A 15,013-nucleotide genomic window follows, 5' to 3' on the forward strand; every position below is an offset into this window, starting at 1 on the left:
CGGATCACCGGCAGACGATATCCTGCAATATTCCGGCCGTCTCCAGACAGCTTTCGGCCGCCCGTTCCCGTTCGTAAAGCATGCCTGCGCCGAAGGCGATGGCAAGCATAAGCGCGAGGCGGAAGGGTCGGAAAAGCATGGCAGGAGACGGGACGCCCCGCCCGGTCACCCGGGCAGGGCAGGCACCGATTATTCTTCGGCAGCCGCTTCTTCAGCGGGGGCCGCAGCGGCTTCGGCAGCTTCAGCAGCCTTGGCGGCCTTGGCTTCCGCGCGGTCCTGTGCGGCCTTGCCCGGGGTGCCCTTCTTGGGGTTCGAACGCTCTTTCTTCTCGACGACGCCGGCGGCTTCGAGGAAGCGGGCGATACGGTCGGTCGGCTGGGCGCCCTGGTCCATCCAGTATTTGATCCGGTCGAGGTCCATCTTCACGCGATCTTCGGAATCTTTGGGCAGAAGGGGGTTATAGGTGCCCAGTTTCTCGATGAAGCGGCCATCGCGGGGCATACGGCTGTCGGCCGCAACGATGCGATAGAACGGGCGCTTCTTGGAACCACCACGGGCGAGACGAATTTTCATGGCCATTTGAGTTTCTCCTTTGAATGGCGTTGGTTTGGTGGCCGTGCCACCATTTGGTCTAGGCAGGACAGGGCGCGGCCCCGTCCTAGGATTGGTGTTGCCGGTGATGCCGGATCACCTCCTGAATGATGAAATTCAGGAATTTCTTGGCGAAGTCGGGATCGAGATCCGCTTCGGTCGCAAGCTCTTCGAGCCGTGCAATCTGCACGGCCTCCCGGCTGGGGTCGGAAGGGGGCAGGTCATGCTCCGCCTTCAGCTTGCCCACGGCCTGGGTATGTTTGAACCGCTCGCCCAGCGTGTAGACGAGGATCGCATCGAGCCGGTCGATGCTTTCGCGATGTCCTTTCAGGACCTCGGCGGCGCGCGTCACGTCGTCAGTCAAGGGCGTATCCTTTCGGCTTGAACAGCGGGTCCTGGTAGGAGCGGATTTCCAGCGCGATGCCATCGGCGATCTGGCTGTTCTTCAGCTGCGCGGGGGAGGGGTGGCGATAGCAGACGTCATTGCCGTCCACCGTCGGCGCCTCCGGGTCCTTCTTGGCGCCAAGCCGTTCGGCCAGGCGGATCGAATCGAGATTCTTGGGATCGACGTAGCTGACGGCACCCTCCCACCCGAGTTCGGTGTAGAAATAGCGCCGCGCGGCATCGGTTGCCTCCAGCGCATAACCCCGTCCGGCGGTGTCCGGCCAGATGATCCAGGCGATCTCTGCCTCCGGCCATTGCGCGGGTTTCCAGCCGCCGGCCATGCCGAGCGTCGCATCGCTCTTGCGGTCGTGGATCATCCACATGCCATAGCCGCGGATCTGCCAGTGCCCGATCTCTGCCGCGTAAAGCATCCATGTCTCATAGGCATTGAGCGGCCCGCCGATGAACCGCGACCGGTAGGAGCTGAAAGTATGCTTGAAATTCGGATAATCCGCCGCCTCCGGCCCACGCAGGACCAGACGTTCAGTTTCGATGACGGGGATGACGGGCGCGGCCATGGCTCAGACACCGGGCTCCGCATGGCGCCAGGCGGGGACGAGCCCGTCCGGAATCTCGATATCCTCGATCCGCTGCGCACCGATGGATTCCGCCATCTTCACGACAGTCTTGTATTCCGGATAGAGCAGGCTGATGGGCCGGGTGATCCCGTATTCCCGAGCGATAAAGCCACGGATGCCGTTCACGGCCTCCTTGGCCAGCCCCTGGCCGGAAAATTCATTGAAAATAACCCAGATCAGCTCCGGCTCAGGATAGCCGTCGGGCTGCTGCAGACCGGCCACGCCCATGACGGTGCCATCCGCCTTGTCCGTCAGCATCCACAGGCCAAAGCCCCGCAGCGCCCAGTGCCCGATCCCGGCGCAGAGCGCCTGCCAGGTATGCGCGCGCGGATTAGGCCCACCGACATAGCGGGAATCGTCGCTGGAAAAGAACGCATCCAGCGGATCGATATCTGTCAGGACGCCGCCGCGCAGGTGGATGCGTTTGGTGTCGAATTCGGGGATTTTGATATCGGTACTCATCACTCTGCTCCCGCCGGGTCGGGGTGCCGGTAGATCAGGCAGGGTTCGCCCAGCAGTTGGATTTCCTGTTCCACGGTTGCACCAAGGCGTTCCGCCACGGCACGCGACCGCATGTTCTCGGGGTGAATATGAGAGATCAGCGGACCGATCCCCCAGGTCTTGTAGGCAAATGGCCGGATGGCGCGGGCGGCCTCGGCGACATAACCCTTGCCTTCGGAGCCGAGATAGACGTTCCAGCCGATCTCCGGCTCGGACCATCCAAGATGATGCACGATGCCGACGCCGCCGATGTTCTGTCCCGTGGCGCGATCTTCCAGCGTCCAGAACCCGTAACCGTGCCACATCCAATGGCCGATGCCGCGCGTAAAGGCCTGCCAGACATGGAAATCCGAGGCATCCGGCCCACCGATGAATTTCGTCCGCTCCGGATCCTTCCGGAAAGCGGCGAAATTCTCAAAGTCCGAGCCTTTGGGGCCGCGCAGGATCAGCCGCTCCGTCTCGATCACGGGGACGGGGATCTCATGAACCGGGGTGAGGCGGGGCAGGGTCATGCGGCGCTCCGGTGACGGTAAACGAGATCGTCGGCATCATGGGCCTCTGCCGTATCATCGCGATGCGCGCCCAGACGTTCCGCCAGCGCGATGGAACGGGCATTGTCGCGGTGGATATAGCTCACGAGCGGCGCATCCGGGCGATCCGCCACGGCCCAGTCCCGTGCCATCGTCGCGGCACGGAAGGCGAGCCCCTGACCTTCGAACCCGTCGAAGAGGATCCAGCCCAGCTCCCGTTCCGCGAAATGCGGCGGCTGGGTCACGGCGACCTGCCCCGCGAGCCGCCCGTCGGGCGTCTCGACGGCCCACCCGCCCTGACCGCAAAGCGCCCAGCTTCCGACCTCGGAGGCGAACCCATACCACAGATGCGAGCGATTCCCGGGCCCATCGACATAACGCGCGCGCGGCGACTGGAAGAAGTCCCAGAAGGCATCCATGTCAGCCATCCGGTGCGCCCGCAGGGTCACGGTGCCATCGCTGAGGGTCGGGGCGATCATGCGTAGGCCCCCATACCGCCATTCTCCAGCGCATCCGGGCCGAGGTGGCGATAGACATGAACCAGACCGAAGCGGACATGATTGAAATCCGCATCGCGGACCGCCCCGAGACGTTGCGCCACACGGGCAGAGGCGGAATTCTCCGGCGCCACCAGACTGATCACGGTGTTCCAGCCAAGCACATCATAGGCATAGGCGCGCGCGGCCGCGGCCGCCTCCGTCGCATAGCCCTTGCCCTCGTTTCCAGCGTAGAGATCCCAGCCGATTTCAGGCTCCGGCCAGCCTTCCGGGTTCCAGAGACCGACCATGCCGATCGCCCGGTCGTCGCCGGTGACAGTGACAGTCCAACGGCCGTATCCGCAGAGCGTCCAGTGCCCGATCTCACAGGCCAGGTGACGCCAGACCTTCTCGCGATCCATCGGGCCGCCGACAAACCGGGACCGATCGGATGCGTAAAACTCCGTGATCGTGTCCAGATCGGAGAGTTGAGGGCCGCGCAGGGTCAGCCGTTCTGTGGTGAGGACAGGGATCGGCATCATGCGAAACCTTCCATCAGCTTACGCCCTGCATGGGTGCGCGGCATATGACGCCAGATGCGGAAATCGCCGGCCCGCGGATGACAGAACATGCCCTCCCGACGCGCGCCCAGCCGTTCAACAAGCCGGACAGAGGGCTCATTGTCGGGGTCGACCAGCGAAATCACCGTTGGCCAGTGCCGTTCGACAAATAGCCAGTCCAGGACGGCGCGGGCAGCCTCCTGTGCGATGCCCCGGCCCACAGCGTCTTCGGTCAGGTTCCACGACAGTTCCGGCTCGGGCCAGCCGCGCGGAAACCATGGCCCGACGAGCCCGTAGAGTTCTTCTGACTCGCGCGATGTGACCGCGAACATGCCATATCCGCGCAGATGCCAGTGGCCGATGATCGTGGCAACGGACCACCAGATCGCCTCGTCATCCGGATCATTATCCAGAAACTTGGGCGAGCTCGGCAGCAGAAATGCCCCCGCGGCATCGAAATCCGGCCCGGCAGGACAGATCAATCTCAGCCGCTCGGTTTCGATCACCGGAAAGAGGGGCGCCGCCGCAATCATTTCTTTTTGCCAAACCCGCTGAGACCCGGCGGCAGCGCCGCGCCACCAAGACCGGGCAGGCCTTTGCCCATGCCACCCATGCCGCCCGGCATCTGGCCCATCTGCTTTGCGGCCTTTTCCAGTGCTTTGGGGTCCATCGCCGCAGGGTCCATCCCCTCCGGCATGCCGCCGCCCTTTCCGAACATGCCTTTCATGGCCTGTTTCAGCATGCCGCCCTTGCCCATCTTCTTCATCATATCCGCCATCTGGCGGTGCATCTTCAGCAGCTTGTTCAGATCGGCCACATCCATGCCGGACCCCGCCGCGATCCGCTTCTTGCGGCTGGCCTGCAGGATCTGCGGATTGGCCCGCTCCATCTTGGTCATCGACTGGATCAGCGCGATCTGCCGCTTGAGAATGGAGTCGTCGAACCCGGCCTCTTTGACCTGGCTCGCCATCTTGCCCATGCCGGGCATCATCCCCATGACGCCTTCCATGCCGCCCATCTTGAGCATCTGCTCCAGCTGCATCTTCAGATCGTTCATGTTGAACCGGCCCTTCTGGAACCGCTTCATCATCTTTTCGGCCTGTTCGGCCTCAATCGTCGCCTGCGCCTTCTCGACGAGGCTGACGATATCCCCCATCCCGAGGATACGGCCCGCGATCCGGTCCGGCTCGAAGGTCTCCAGCGCCTCCATTTTCTCGCCCAGGCCGACAAAGCGGATCGGCTTGCCGGTCACTGCGCGCATGGAAAGCGCCGCACCGCCGCGCCCGTCGCCATCCATCCGGGTCAGCACCACGCCCGTCACGCCAATCTTGTCGTCGAACTCCGTCGCGACGTTCACGGCGTCCTGGCCAGTCAGCCCGTCAACCACCAGAAGCGTTTCGCGGGGTTGCGCCACGTCGCGCACAGCGGCGGCCTGGGCGATCAGCTCCTGGTCGATATGCAGCCGGCCGGCAGTATCCAGCATATAAACGTCATAGCCACCCATCGCCGCCTGGGTCTTGGCGCGCTTGGCAATCGCAACCGGATCCTCACCCTTCACGATCGGCAGGGTATCCACGCCGATCTGCCGCCCGAGGATCTCCAGCTGTTCCATCGCCGCCGGGCGGTTCACGTCGAGCGAGGCCATCAGCACCCGCTTGCCCTCCCGCTCCTTCAGCCGCTTGGCCAGCTTCGCGGTGGTCGTGGTCTTGCCCGACCCCTGCAGGCCGACCATCAGAATGGGCGCCGGCGGATTGTCGATGCGCAGCTTGCCCGGATCGGCCTCCGGGTCGCCGGCCAGCACATGCACCAGCTCGTCATGCACGATCTTCACGACCTGCTGGCCCGGCGTCACCGATTTGGTGACGGCCTGCCCGGTTGCCTTGTCCTGCACCGCCTTCACGAAATCCCGCGCCACCGGCAGCGAAACATCCGCCTCCAGCAAGGCCACCCGCACCTCGCGCAGCGCGGTTTTCACATCCTCGTCGGAGAGCGCGCCCTGCTTCGTCAGCCGGTCGAAGACGCCGGAGAGGCGGTCGGATAGATTTTCGAACATGCCCCGGCCCTCCTTAGGCCTCTGAATGACAATGTCCCCGATGTGGGCGGGGACGGCGATGCGAACAACCCGTGACCGGCATTGAAACCGGAGCAAAGACCAACGGCACCAGTGGGCGCGTCGCGCTGACTGATGGCGATCCCGGCAAAGGCCATGGGACCGGAATCACGATAGACTCCGGGTATTGACGGGCCGTTTAGGCCCCATAACCCTTGCTGTCAAGGAATCCGGGCGAACAGGATTACACAGCTGTGACGCAGGGGACCGTTGCCAACAGAACAAATCCTACCAGTTTCATCTTTCCGGAAATACTCCGGGGGGTGAATTGAGCCGCAGGCTCAAGAGGGGGGCAGCGCCCCCCGACCCGGTCGGCCGCCGCAAGGCGGTCGACACTCAGGCAAAATCATCAGGCGAAACTGCCGTTCGATCTCCAGGCGTTCCGGATCTCGGTCTGGATCGCCACGGCCGCCGCACGCGGGTCCTCGGCCTTCCAGACCGGCCGCCCGACCACGACGTGATCCGCCCCGTCCTTGATCGCGACAGCAGGCGTCGCAATACGCTTCTGATCCCCCTTATCCGCACCCAGGGGCCGCACCCCCGGCGTCACGATCAGCCGCCCCTCCGCCTCCGGCAGCGCCCGGATCGCCGCGGCCTCCTGCGGCGAACAGATCACGCCGTCCGCCCCGGCTTCCAGCGCCCGCGCCGCCCGCTCCACCACCAGATCGCGCGGGGTGCCCGGCACGATCAGGCTCGCATCTAGGTCGCCCCGGTCCAGCGAGGTCAGGATTGTCACCGCAAGAATCTTCGTCTGCGACCCGGAGGCGCCTTCACGCGCCGCCCGCACCACATGCGGGTCTCCATGGACGGTCAAAAAATCCAGATCGAACTGCACCAGCCCGCGCACCGCCGCCTCTACCGTCGCGCCGATGTCAAAAAGCTTCATGTCGAGGAAGATGCGCTTGCCATGCTCCTGCTTCAGCTCATTGGCCAGCGCCAGACCGCCGCCGGTCAGCATGCCCAGACCGATCTTGTAGAAGCTGACCGCATCGCCCAGGGTCGCGGCCAGTTCGAGCCCTGCAACGGCATTCGGCACATCGAGCGCAACGATCAGCCGGTCTCTCGGGTCGGGCGGGGTTTCGGGGGAACGCTCAGCGGCAAGGGCAGTCATCGGCAACCTCCGGCAGGATTTCCCGCTTGTTGCGCCGGACGTCCCCCGCGTCAACCCTGCTATGCCGGGTAGTCGCCGGAATTCAGGCCGCGCGGCCCAGCAACCGCTGCCAGAGCGCCTCTGTCGCGGCCATGACTTCTGTCGGCACATGGGCGGCCAGCACATTCTCGGGCCGGTGCGACCGCAGCCCGCGATGGTCGCGGGAATGACGGCGCATCGCCATCTCGGCCAGCGATTTCTTGACCGACCCCATCTCAAGATCAAGCGATGCGCGCAGGGCGCAGGGGTAGGTATAGACCTCGCCGGCGTCGGTAATGGTCACGCGGGCCTCGAAGGCCCGGCTGGCGGGATTATAGGTGACAGTTCGGATTTCGGGCGTGATCGTGGTCATCGGACCCTCCTTCTGCTTCATTTCCCCATATGGGGGAGCCTCGAGGGAAAAACACCCGATCTGGTGCTGAAGTTCCCGAAATCCCGCTCACATCGGCTTGAACCCGCTCAGATCGCTCCCCATCTTGGTCGTGAGGTTCCACGGCACCATGCCTCTCGAGGGTGGTCCAAGAGGAACGCTTTTGAAAAGGAGAACAGCCATGGACTTGAGCAAGTTCACGGAACGGGCGCGGGGATTCATCCAGGCGGCCCAGACGATCGCGATCCGCGAAAATCATCAGCGGCTCACCCCCGAACATATCCTGAAAGCCCTGCTGGATGACCCCGAAGGTCTGGCCAGCAACCTGATCGCCAAGGCCGGCGGCAATGCCAAATCCGTCGTTCAGGCGGTCGAGGCCGCGCTGAAAAAGATCCCCGCCGTCACCGGCGATGCGGGGCAGGTCTACATGGACAATGCCACCGTCCGCGTCATCGCGGAGGCCGAAAAGGTCGCCGAAAAGGCCAAGGACAGCTTTGTGCCCGTCGAACGGGTCCTGACCGCGCTTGCGCTGGTCAAATCCCCGGCCAAGGATGCGCTGGAGGCCGGCGGCGTGTCGGCCCAGAAACTGAACGAGGCGATCAACGACGTGCGCAAGGGCCGGACCGCAGACAGTGCCAATGCCGAAGACACCTTCGAGGCGCTGGAGAAATATGCCCGCGACCTGACCAAGGCCGCCGAGGAAGGCAAGATCGACCCCATCATCGGGCGTGACGACGAAATTCGCCGCTCCATGCAGGTCCTGTCGCGCCGCACCAAGAACAACCCGGTCCTGATCGGGGAACCCGGCGTCGGTAAAACGGCGATTGCGGAGGGCATGGCCCTGCGCATCGTCAACGGCGACGTGCCCGAAAGCCTTAAGAACAAGAAGCTGCTCGCGCTCGACATGGGCGCGCTGATCGCCGGTGCGAAATATCGCGGTGAGTTCGAAGAGCGCCTGAAAGCCATCCTGAAGGAGATCGAGACCGCCGCGGGCGAGATCATTCTCTTCATCGACGAGATGCATACGCTCGTGGGTGCCGGCAAAACCGACGGCGCGATGGATGCGGCCAACCTGATCAAACCGGCGCTTGCCCGCGGGGAGCTGCACTGCATCGGCGCCACCACGCTCGACGAATATCGCAAATACGTCGAAAAGGACGCGGCGCTGGCACGGCGGTTCCAGCCGGTTCAGGTGGATGAGCCGACGGTGGAGGACACGATCTCCATCCTGCGCGGCATCAAGGAGAAGTACGAGCTGCACCACGGCGTGCGGATCAGCGACTCTGCGCTGGTGGCTGCCGCGACGCTCTCGCACCGCTACATCACCGACCGCTTCCTGCCCGACAAGGCCATCGACCTTGTGGACGAGGCCGCCTCCCGTCTGCGGATGGAGGTGGATTCGAAACCTGAGGAGCTTGACCAGCTCGACCGCCAGATCCTGCAGATGCAGATCGAGGTCGAAGCGCTCAAACGCGAGGATGACCAGGCCTCCCAGGACCGTCTCGCCACCCGCGAAAAGGAACTGGCCGACCTGCAGGAACGCTCGGCCGAGATGACCGCCAAATGGCAGGCTGAACGCGACAAGCTGGGCGAGGCACGTGCGCTGAAGGAACAGCTCGACCGCGCCCGCGCCGATCTGGAAATCGCCAAGCGTCAGGGGGATTTGGCAAAGGCCGGAGAGCTCTCCTACGGCGTCATCCCGCAGCTGGAGAAACAGCTGGGCGAGGCCGAACAGCAGGAAGCCGAGGGCGTCATGGTCGAAGAGGCCGTGCGGCCGGAGCAGATCGCCCAGGTTGTCGAACGCTGGACCGGTATCCCGACCTCCAAAATGCTGGAGGGGGAGCGCGAGAAGCTCTTGCGCATGGAAGACGGGCTGCACAAGCGTGTCATCGGCCAGAATGCCGCCGTGCATGCCGTGGCCAATGCCGTCCGCCGGGCCCGCGCGGGTCTGAACGATGAGAACCGGCCGCTGGGCTCCTTCCTGTTCCTCGGGCCGACCGGCGTCGGCAAGACGGAGCTGACCAAGGCCGTGGCGGAGTTCCTCTTCGACGATGACAGCGCCATGGTGCGGATCGACATGTCGGAATTCATGGAGAAACACTCCGTGGCCCGGCTGATCGGTGCCCCTCCGGGCTATGTCGGCTATGACGAGGGCGGCGTGCTGACGGAGGCCGTGCGGCGGCGTCCCTATCAGGTCGTGCTGTTTGACGAGGTCGAAAAGGCCCATCCGGACGTGTTCAACGTGCTGCTGCAGGTGCTGGATGACGGCGTGCTGACCGATGGTCAGGGCCGCACCGTGGACTTCAAGCAGACGCTGATCATCCTGACGTCGAACCTTGGCGCCCAGGCGCTGAGCCGGCTGCCGGACGGCGCGGATGCGGGCGAGGCCAAGCGCGACGTGATGGATGCGGTCAAGGCCCACTTCCGGCCGGAATTCCTGAACCGTCTGGACGAGATCATCGTCTTTGACCGTCTGGGCCGGGCCGATATGGGCGGCATCGTCGAAATCCAGATCGGCCAGTTGGTCAAACGTCTGGCCGGGCGCAAGATCAACCTGCAGCTCGACGACGGCGCCAAGACATGGCTGGCGGACGAGGGCTATGACCCGGTCTTTGGCGCCCGTCCGCTGAAGCGGGTGATCCAGCGCGCTTTGCAGGATCCGCTGGCAGAGGCGCTGCTGTCCGGGGACATCAAGGATGGCGATACGGTTCCGGTCTCCGCCGGGGCGGATGGCCTGCTGATCGGCGACCGGCTGGGCACCTCGGGGCGCAACAAGCCCGATGAGGCCACGGTCCACTGACCTGCCCCATATGAACAACGAAACCCGCCGGGCCCCACCCGGCGGGTTTTTTCTTGGACCGCCGCCGCAGGGAACGTCCCGCCTGCCGCCCGCGTTAACCCGGGCCCCGTAAAGGAGACCGATATGAAACCGCTTCTTCCGCTGACCGGCGTTGCCCTGCTGGCTGCCTGCATGCCGGAGACCCAGCCTCCGCCGACAACATCCGCCGGGATACCAGAGGCCATTCAGGGCCGCTGGGGTCTGTCAGCCAATGACTGCAACCCCGCCATGGCCGATGTGGCCAAGGGGCTGATGGTCGTGGGTGGCACCACGCTCACCTTCTACGAATCCCGCGGCACACTGACCGCCCTGACCAAGGCAGAGTCGACCCGGATCGAGGGTGATTTCAGCTTCACCGGGGAGGGCATGAGCTGGACGCGCCAGATGGTGCTCGACGTGCAGAGCGGCGGCGATACCCTCATCCGCCGCGACTATGGCGACGACGCGATGCCCGGCCCGCTGAAATACACCAACTGCGCCACGCTCTGAAGCGTCACGCAAAGGGCCCGCCGGATTGCTCCGGCGGGCCCTCGCAACTCTGACCGCGAAGATCAGCTCTTCGGCATCAGAACGCCGTCGATGACGTGGATGACGCCGTTGGAGGCCTCCACATCCGGCATTACGACGGTGGCTTCGTTCACCATCACGCTGTCACCCAGCGATACCGTGATATCCTCACCCTCGACCGTTGCGGCCATCATGCCATCGCTCAGATCGGTGGACATCACCTTGCCCGGCACAACGTGGTAGGTCAGGATTTCCGTCAGTTGGTCCTTGTTCTCGGGCATCAGCAGGCTGTCGACGGTGCCCTCGGGCAGGGCAGCAAAGGCCTCATCCGTGGGGGCGAAAACGGTATAGGGGCCATCGCCCTTCAGCGTGTCGACAAGGCCTGCGGCCTCGGCAGCGGCCAGCAGGGTGGCGAAATCGCCGGCCTCGGTCGCGGTTTCCACGATATCCTTCTTGGCCATATGGCTTTCCGCCAGCACGGGGCCGGACATCAGGGCGGCGGCTGCGGTGAGGGTCAAAAGCGTTCTGCGAAACATGGTCTGTCCTTTCGGTTTCAAAAAATGCCGGTGAATTTCCTGTGGCATCGCAAGGGCTACGGCGGGGCGGACCGCGCGGATGATCATCACGTTGACGTGGAGGCAGGTTGACCGGGGCCGGATCGGCCTAAGCTGCCCGCCGCTCAGGTTTCCACTGACAATCATGTGACGCCAGAGCGGATAATTTCTCCGGTCGCGCCAACTTGCGCCTCGCGCGCGCGCGCGAGCTATACTATGTCACGCATCTGCAGTGGGGAGGCGGCAGGCACTGCCCGCCAACCAACTGATTATCGAAAGAAACCCGAACGCGATGTCTTGTCGCCTTCACACTCCCGCGCCAAGGTGGCCGGGCGGGCGGCCATGCGGCAGCATCCCTTCGGCCGCCCCGCAGCGGTCAGGAGTTGGACATGGGCATTATCGGTACAATCCTCGAATACCTCGCATTGATCTTTGTGCTGGCCATTGGCCTGGCCCTGATCGCTGTGCTGGTCCTGTTCGTCCTCGACCGCTTCCAGACCGGCGACGCGGTGCGCCGCAATTACCCGGTGATCGGCCGCTTCCGCTATCTCTTCTCCACGTTGGGCGAATTCTTCCGCCAGTATTTCTTTGCCATGGACCGGGAGGAGATGCCCTTCAACCGGGCGCAGCGCGACTGGATTTACCATTCCGCCAGCGGCAAGAGTAACACCGTGGCCTTCGGCTCTACCCGCAATCTGTCGATCCCGGGCACACCGATCTTCGTGAACTCCGCTTTCCCGCCGCTGGACGACCAGTTCGCCATCACCAAGCCGCTGGTGATCGGGCCCTATGCCAAGCAGCCCTTCAACGCGCCCTCGATCTTCAACATCTCTGGCATGTCTTACGGCGCGCTCTCCCGCCCGGCGGTGGAGGCGCTGAGCCGGGGCGCCAAGAAGGCCGGCGTCTGGATGAACACCGGGGAAGGGGGGTTGTCGCCCTATCACCTGTCGGGCGGCTGCGACATCGTCTTCCAGATCGGCACGGCGAAATACGGGGTGCGGGACGAGGACGGCAATCTGTCGGACGAAAAACTGCGGGAGGTCGCGGCCATCCCTGAGGTCAAGATGTTCGAGCTGAAGATTGCCCAGGGTGCCAAGCCCGGCAAGGGTGGCATCCTGCCGGCGGAGAAAGTCTCCGCCGAGATCGCGGCGATCCGCGGTATCCGCAAGGGAGAGGCCAGCATCTCCCCCAACCGCCATCCGGAGATCCGCTCGTTCAGCGATCTGCTGGACCAGATTGCCCATATCCGCCGGGTGACGGGCAAGCCGGTGGGGTTCAAGACGGTGATCGGCTCCTCCGACACCTATGAAAGCCTCTTCCAGCTGATCCTTGAACGCGGCGCCATCCATGCGCCCGACTTCATCACCATCGACGGTGGGGAGGGCGGCACCGGCGCCGCGCCCATGCCGCTGATCGACCTCGTCGGCATGCCCCTGCGGGAAGCTCTCCTCAGGATGACCGACATGCGCGACCGCTTTGGTCTGCATGACCGCATCCGCATCATCGCCTCGGGCAAGCTGGTGAACCCGTCGGACGTGGCCTGGGCCATCTGCGCGGGCGCGGATTTCGTGACCTCCGCGCGGGGGTTCATGTTCTCGCTGGGCTGCATCCAGGCGCTCAAATGCAACAAGAACACCTGCCCCACGGGCATCACCACCCACCAGCCGCATCTCCAGCGCGGCCTGGTGCCGGAGCAGAAGTTCGAGAAGGTCGCGAACTTTGCCCTGCAGATGATCCACGAGGTGGAGACGATCGCCCATTCTGTCGGCGTGAACGAACCGCGCCGGATGCGCCGCCATCATGTGCGGGTCGTGCAGGCCAATGGCGAGTCGGTGCTGCTGTCGCGGATGCGCCCCAGCCATGATGCGGGTGATGTGAATAAGGCGCGGGTCTGATCGCCGCCGGTTAAATTATTTCAATCACAGCACGGTGAGTTGAGAACAGGTCATTTTGTTGAAACCGCACCCTGCTTTACCTCGTAGATTAGGTAACACGCAGGGAAAGCGGAGGTACGACCATGGCCCGACTGTTCAGGAGCCCAGACTTTAAACGCCGGTTCAAGGACCGCGACGTGACGGATGAATCCCTCTACCTCAACCGTCGCCAGATCATGGCCGGCGCCGCGGGGCTTGGGCTCGGCTCGATCGCAGGCCCCGCATTGGCGGCGCCCGAGGGCCTGGAGCCCAACTCGTTTGAGGATATCACGAACTACAACAACTATTATGAGTTCGGCACGGGTAAGACCGATCCGGCCGCGAATGCCGGCACCCTGACCACCAGCCCCTGGACGATCAAGATCGACGGCATGGTCGACAACCCCGGCGACTACACGCTGGAGGACATCCTGTCGAAGGCGCAGGTGGAGGAACGTATCTACCGCATGCGCTGTGTCGAGGCCTGGTCCATGGTCATCCCCTGGAACGGATTCGAGCTGAAATCGCTGCTCGACCGCGCGGGTGTCCAGTCCGGCGCGAAATATGTGGCCTTCCAGACGCTGGAACGCCCGGAGGAGATGCCGGGCCTGCGCTACCCCGTGCTGCGCTGGCCCTATCGCGAGGGCCTGCGCCTGGACGAGGCGATGCATCCGCTGACCATCCTCGCCACCGGCATCTACGGCAAGGACATCCCCAATCAGAACGGCGCGCCGATCCGGCTGGTCGTGCCGTGGAAATACGGCTTCAAGGGGATCAAATCGATCGTGCGCATCACCCTGCAGGAAGACGAACCCTTCACCTCCTGGTCCGACGCGGCGGTGCAGGAGTATGGATTCTATTCCAACGTGAACCCCGAAGTCAGCCATCCACGCTGGTCGCAGGCCTCGGAACGGGTGATCGGGTCCGGGCTGTTCGGGTCGCGGCGCAAGACGGACATGTTCAACGGCTATGGCGAAGAGGTCGCGAGCCTGTATGCCGGCATGGACCTCAAGAAGAACTACTGAGAGGCGCCGAAGAACATGTCGTGGATCGCGCGGTCGGGCAGGAAGGTGAACCCGCCCGCAATGACCAGAGCGCCCACAAAGAGAAAGATCATGGATCGCCGGTGCGCCTGCACCCTGTGCGTGCGGGCGGTCCAAATCCCGTAAACGATCACGATCAACGTCAGTGTCGACAACAGGTGGATCGCCGAAAACGGCCCGAAGGTCCGGATCGTATGTATCCAGAAAGACGTCAGGGCCACGACCGCCATCAGGCCCAGCCAGACATAGCCGGCCATCCTGTGCCGCCGCGTGCCTTTGCGCAGCGCCATCTGAACAAGGCCAAGCAGGAAGGCCATCACGGCCAGTATAGTGTGAATGACGGCCACCGGGCCTTCAGCAAGAAGCGGAGCAAGTGACATGGCATCAACCGAAGCAAAACGGGCAGGATCGAAAGGTCTTTGGTCCAGCATGACAGATTCGGTGAATTCCGCCCTGCGGCAGGTACCCGCATGGCCGTTTTATGTAGTGGGGGCCATTCCCCCGGTCTGGCTCTTCTATACTGGCTTGACCGGCGGACTTGGCGTCGATCCGGTCAAGGCCATGGAACATCAGATGGGGGAATGGGCGCTCTGGCTGCTGATCGCCGGGCTCTGCATCACCCCGCTGCAGCGCTATGCCGGCATCCGTCTTTTGAAGTTCCGCCGCGCGATTGGCCTGCTCGCCTTCTTCTATGTGCTGGCGCATTTTCTGATCTGGCTGGTGCTCGATGTTCAGATCGTGTCCCAGATTCTCGCCGACATTGCCAAGCGTCCGTATATCACCGTGGGCTTTGCGGCCTTCGTGCTGCTGATCCCGCTCGCCGTGACCTCCAACAACTGGTCGATCC

General features: G+C 63.9%; 19 protein-coding genes (1 of these 19 only partly in view). 5 read left to right on the forward strand and 14 right to left on the reverse strand.

Annotation, left to right across the window (positions count from 1 at the left end; genetic code table 11):
* Nucleotides 1-4: 4 nt before the first annotated feature.
* The 12 genes from ACRARG_RS13105 to ACRARG_RS13160 form a co-directional block, all read right to left on the reverse strand.
* Complete coding sequence (locus ACRARG_RS13105) at nucleotides 5-139, reverse strand: hypothetical protein (protein WP_432690464.1); 135 nt, start codon at nucleotides 137-139, stop codon at nucleotides 5-7.
* A 50-nt stretch (nucleotides 140-189) separates the two neighbouring features.
* Entirely contained in the window at nucleotides 190-579 is a 390-nt protein-coding gene (rpsP, locus tag ACRARG_RS13110; protein WP_432690465.1) for a 30S ribosomal protein S16, read from the reverse strand.
* 79 nt (nucleotides 580-658) lie between these two features.
* Nucleotides 659-955 carry a chorismate mutase gene (locus ACRARG_RS13115; RefSeq protein ID WP_432690466.1) on the reverse strand — a complete coding sequence of 99 codons (297 nt, stop codon included), beginning with the start codon at nucleotides 953-955 and terminating at the stop codon, nucleotides 659-661.
* Nucleotides 948-1,553, reverse strand: a complete 606-nt coding sequence (locus ACRARG_RS13120; RefSeq protein WP_432690467.1) for a GNAT family N-acetyltransferase — start codon at nucleotides 1,551-1,553, stop codon at nucleotides 948-950. The genes ACRARG_RS13115 and ACRARG_RS13120 overlap by 8 nt, the downstream gene beginning before the upstream one ends.
* Before the next feature lie 3 nt (nucleotides 1,554-1,556).
* Nucleotides 1,557-2,075, reverse strand: a complete 519-nt coding sequence (locus ACRARG_RS13125) for a GNAT family N-acetyltransferase (RefSeq protein ID WP_432690468.1) — start codon at nucleotides 2,073-2,075, stop codon at nucleotides 1,557-1,559.
* Nucleotides 2,075-2,626 (reverse strand): GNAT family N-acetyltransferase, encoded by a 552-nt coding sequence (locus ACRARG_RS13130; RefSeq protein ID WP_432690469.1) that lies wholly within the window; start codon nucleotides 2,624-2,626, stop codon nucleotides 2,075-2,077. The genes ACRARG_RS13125 and ACRARG_RS13130 overlap by 1 nt, the downstream gene beginning before the upstream one ends.
* The gene (locus tag ACRARG_RS13135; RefSeq protein ID WP_432690470.1) at nucleotides 2,623-3,123 is read right to left on the reverse strand and encodes a GNAT family N-acetyltransferase; all 501 of its coding nucleotides are present in this window, start codon (nucleotides 3,121-3,123) and stop codon (nucleotides 2,623-2,625) included. The genes ACRARG_RS13130 and ACRARG_RS13135 overlap by 4 nt, the downstream gene beginning before the upstream one ends.
* Nucleotides 3,120-3,659 (reverse strand): GNAT family N-acetyltransferase, encoded by a 540-nt coding sequence (locus ACRARG_RS13140; protein WP_432690471.1) that lies wholly within the window; start codon nucleotides 3,657-3,659, stop codon nucleotides 3,120-3,122. Before ACRARG_RS13140 ends, ACRARG_RS13135 begins: the two co-directional genes overlap by 4 nt.
* Nucleotides 3,659-4,186 carry a GNAT family N-acetyltransferase gene (locus ACRARG_RS13145; protein WP_432690472.1) on the reverse strand — a complete coding sequence of 176 codons (528 nt, stop codon included), beginning with the start codon at nucleotides 4,184-4,186 and terminating at the stop codon, nucleotides 3,659-3,661. The genes ACRARG_RS13140 and ACRARG_RS13145 overlap by 1 nt, the downstream gene beginning before the upstream one ends.
* Nucleotides 4,187-4,209: 23 nt before the next feature.
* Nucleotides 4,210-5,733 carry a signal recognition particle protein gene (gene ffh, locus ACRARG_RS13150; protein WP_432690473.1) on the reverse strand — a complete coding sequence of 508 codons (1,524 nt, stop codon included), beginning with the start codon at nucleotides 5,731-5,733 and terminating at the stop codon, nucleotides 4,210-4,212.
* A 406-nt stretch (nucleotides 5,734-6,139) separates the two neighbouring features.
* Nucleotides 6,140-6,901 (reverse strand): orotidine-5'-phosphate decarboxylase, encoded by a 762-nt coding sequence (gene pyrF, locus ACRARG_RS13155; RefSeq protein ID WP_432690474.1) that lies wholly within the window; start codon nucleotides 6,899-6,901, stop codon nucleotides 6,140-6,142.
* 82 nt (nucleotides 6,902-6,983) lie between these two features.
* Nucleotides 6,984-7,292, reverse strand: coding sequence for a hypothetical protein (locus ACRARG_RS13160; protein ID WP_432690475.1), 309 nt, complete (start codon nucleotides 7,290-7,292; stop codon nucleotides 6,984-6,986).
* A gap of 199 nt (nucleotides 7,293-7,491) precedes the next feature.
* Between ACRARG_RS13160 and clpB the strand changes: the two genes are divergently transcribed.
* Both clpB and ACRARG_RS13170 read left to right on the forward strand, forming a co-directional pair.
* Nucleotides 7,492-10,110, forward strand: a complete 2,619-nt coding sequence (clpB, locus tag ACRARG_RS13165; protein ID WP_432690476.1) for an ATP-dependent chaperone ClpB — start codon at nucleotides 7,492-7,494, stop codon at nucleotides 10,108-10,110.
* 123 nt (nucleotides 10,111-10,233) lie between these two features.
* The gene (locus ACRARG_RS13170; protein WP_432690477.1) at nucleotides 10,234-10,638 is read left to right on the forward strand and encodes a hypothetical protein; all 405 of its coding nucleotides are present in this window, start codon (nucleotides 10,234-10,236) and stop codon (nucleotides 10,636-10,638) included.
* Nucleotides 10,639-10,700: 62 nt separating this feature from the next.
* On the opposite strand, the gene ACRARG_RS13175 is transcribed toward ACRARG_RS13170, so the two are convergent.
* A complete protein-coding gene (locus ACRARG_RS13175; protein WP_432690478.1) occupies nucleotides 10,701-11,192 on the reverse strand; it encodes a fasciclin domain-containing protein in 492 nt (163 codons plus the stop codon).
* A gap of 407 nt (nucleotides 11,193-11,599) precedes the next feature.
* Here ACRARG_RS13175 and ACRARG_RS13180 point away from each other — a divergent pair, with 407 nt between their 5' ends.
* Nucleotides 11,600-13,105 carry an FMN-binding glutamate synthase family protein gene (locus ACRARG_RS13180; RefSeq protein ID WP_432690479.1) on the forward strand — a complete coding sequence of 502 codons (1,506 nt, stop codon included), beginning with the start codon at nucleotides 11,600-11,602 and terminating at the stop codon, nucleotides 13,103-13,105.
* A 122-nt stretch (nucleotides 13,106-13,227) separates the two neighbouring features.
* Nucleotides 13,228-14,148, forward strand: a complete 921-nt coding sequence (gene msrP / locus ACRARG_RS13185; protein ID WP_432690480.1) for a protein-methionine-sulfoxide reductase catalytic subunit MsrP — start codon at nucleotides 13,228-13,230, stop codon at nucleotides 14,146-14,148.
* Here msrP and ACRARG_RS13190 read toward each other — a convergent pair.
* The gene (locus ACRARG_RS13190; protein WP_432690481.1) at nucleotides 14,142-14,597 is read right to left on the reverse strand and encodes a DUF2306 domain-containing protein; all 456 of its coding nucleotides are present in this window, start codon (nucleotides 14,595-14,597) and stop codon (nucleotides 14,142-14,144) included. The two genes, msrP and ACRARG_RS13190, sit on opposite strands and share 7 nt — an antisense overlap.
* Between ACRARG_RS13190 and msrQ the strand changes: the two genes are divergently transcribed.
* Nucleotides 14,596-15,013: the 5' portion of a protein-methionine-sulfoxide reductase heme-binding subunit MsrQ gene (gene msrQ, locus ACRARG_RS13195; RefSeq protein ID WP_432690482.1), read on the forward strand. Its footprint extends 188 nt past the window's final position; only the first 418 of its 606 coding nucleotides appear in the window; it begins with the start codon at nucleotides 14,596-14,598; its stop codon lies off the right edge, out of view. The two genes, ACRARG_RS13190 and msrQ, sit on opposite strands and share 2 nt — an antisense overlap.

The sequence above is a fragment of the Pseudooceanicola profundi genome (assembly GCF_050897955.1).
GTDB lineage: Bacteria > Pseudomonadota > Alphaproteobacteria > Rhodobacterales > Rhodobacteraceae > Pseudooceanicola.

What these genes read in the sequence shown, in the direction of transcription:
- ACRARG_RS13105 (WP_432690464.1), bottom strand. Translation starts at nt 139, where the DNA reads ATGCTTTTCCGACCCTTCCGCCTCGCGCTTATGCTTGCCATCGCCTTC.
- rpsP (WP_432690465.1), bottom strand. Translation starts at nt 579, where the DNA reads ATGGCCATGAAAATTCGTCTCGCCCGTGGTGGTTCCAAGAAGCGCCCG.
- ACRARG_RS13120 (WP_432690467.1), bottom strand. Translation starts at nt 1,553, where the DNA reads ATGGCCGCGCCCGTCATCCCCGTCATCGAAACTGAACGTCTGGTCCTG.
- ACRARG_RS13125 (WP_432690468.1), bottom strand. Translation starts at nt 2,075, where the DNA reads ATGAGTACCGATATCAAAATCCCCGAATTCGACACCAAACGCATCCAC.
- ACRARG_RS13130 (WP_432690469.1), bottom strand. Translation starts at nt 2,626, where the DNA reads ATGACCCTGCCCCGCCTCACCCCGGTTCATGAGATCCCCGTCCCCGTG.
- ACRARG_RS13135 (WP_432690470.1), bottom strand. Translation starts at nt 3,123, where the DNA reads ATGATCGCCCCGACCCTCAGCGATGGCACCGTGACCCTGCGGGCGCAC.
- ACRARG_RS13140 (WP_432690471.1), bottom strand. Translation starts at nt 3,659, where the DNA reads ATGCCGATCCCTGTCCTCACCACAGAACGGCTGACCCTGCGCGGCCCT.
- ffh (WP_432690473.1), bottom strand. Translation starts at nt 5,733, where the DNA reads ATGTTCGAAAATCTATCCGACCGCCTCTCCGGCGTCTTCGACCGGCTG.
- pyrF (WP_432690474.1), bottom strand. Translation starts at nt 6,901, where the DNA reads ATGACTGCCCTTGCCGCTGAGCGTTCCCCCGAAACCCCGCCCGACCCG.
- ACRARG_RS13160 (WP_432690475.1), bottom strand. Translation starts at nt 7,292, where the DNA reads ATGACCACGATCACGCCCGAAATCCGAACTGTCACCTATAATCCCGCC.
- clpB (WP_432690476.1), top strand. Translation starts at nt 7,492, where the DNA reads ATGGACTTGAGCAAGTTCACGGAACGGGCGCGGGGATTCATCCAGGCG.
- ACRARG_RS13170 (WP_432690477.1), top strand. Translation starts at nt 10,234, where the DNA reads ATGAAACCGCTTCTTCCGCTGACCGGCGTTGCCCTGCTGGCTGCCTGC.
- ACRARG_RS13175 (WP_432690478.1), bottom strand. Translation starts at nt 11,192, where the DNA reads ATGTTTCGCAGAACGCTTTTGACCCTCACCGCAGCCGCCGCCCTGATG.
- ACRARG_RS13180 (WP_432690479.1), top strand. Translation starts at nt 11,600, where the DNA reads ATGGGCATTATCGGTACAATCCTCGAATACCTCGCATTGATCTTTGTG.
- msrP (WP_432690480.1), top strand. Translation starts at nt 13,228, where the DNA reads ATGGCCCGACTGTTCAGGAGCCCAGACTTTAAACGCCGGTTCAAGGAC.
- ACRARG_RS13190 (WP_432690481.1), bottom strand. Translation starts at nt 14,597, where the DNA reads ATGCTGGACCAAAGACCTTTCGATCCTGCCCGTTTTGCTTCGGTTGAT.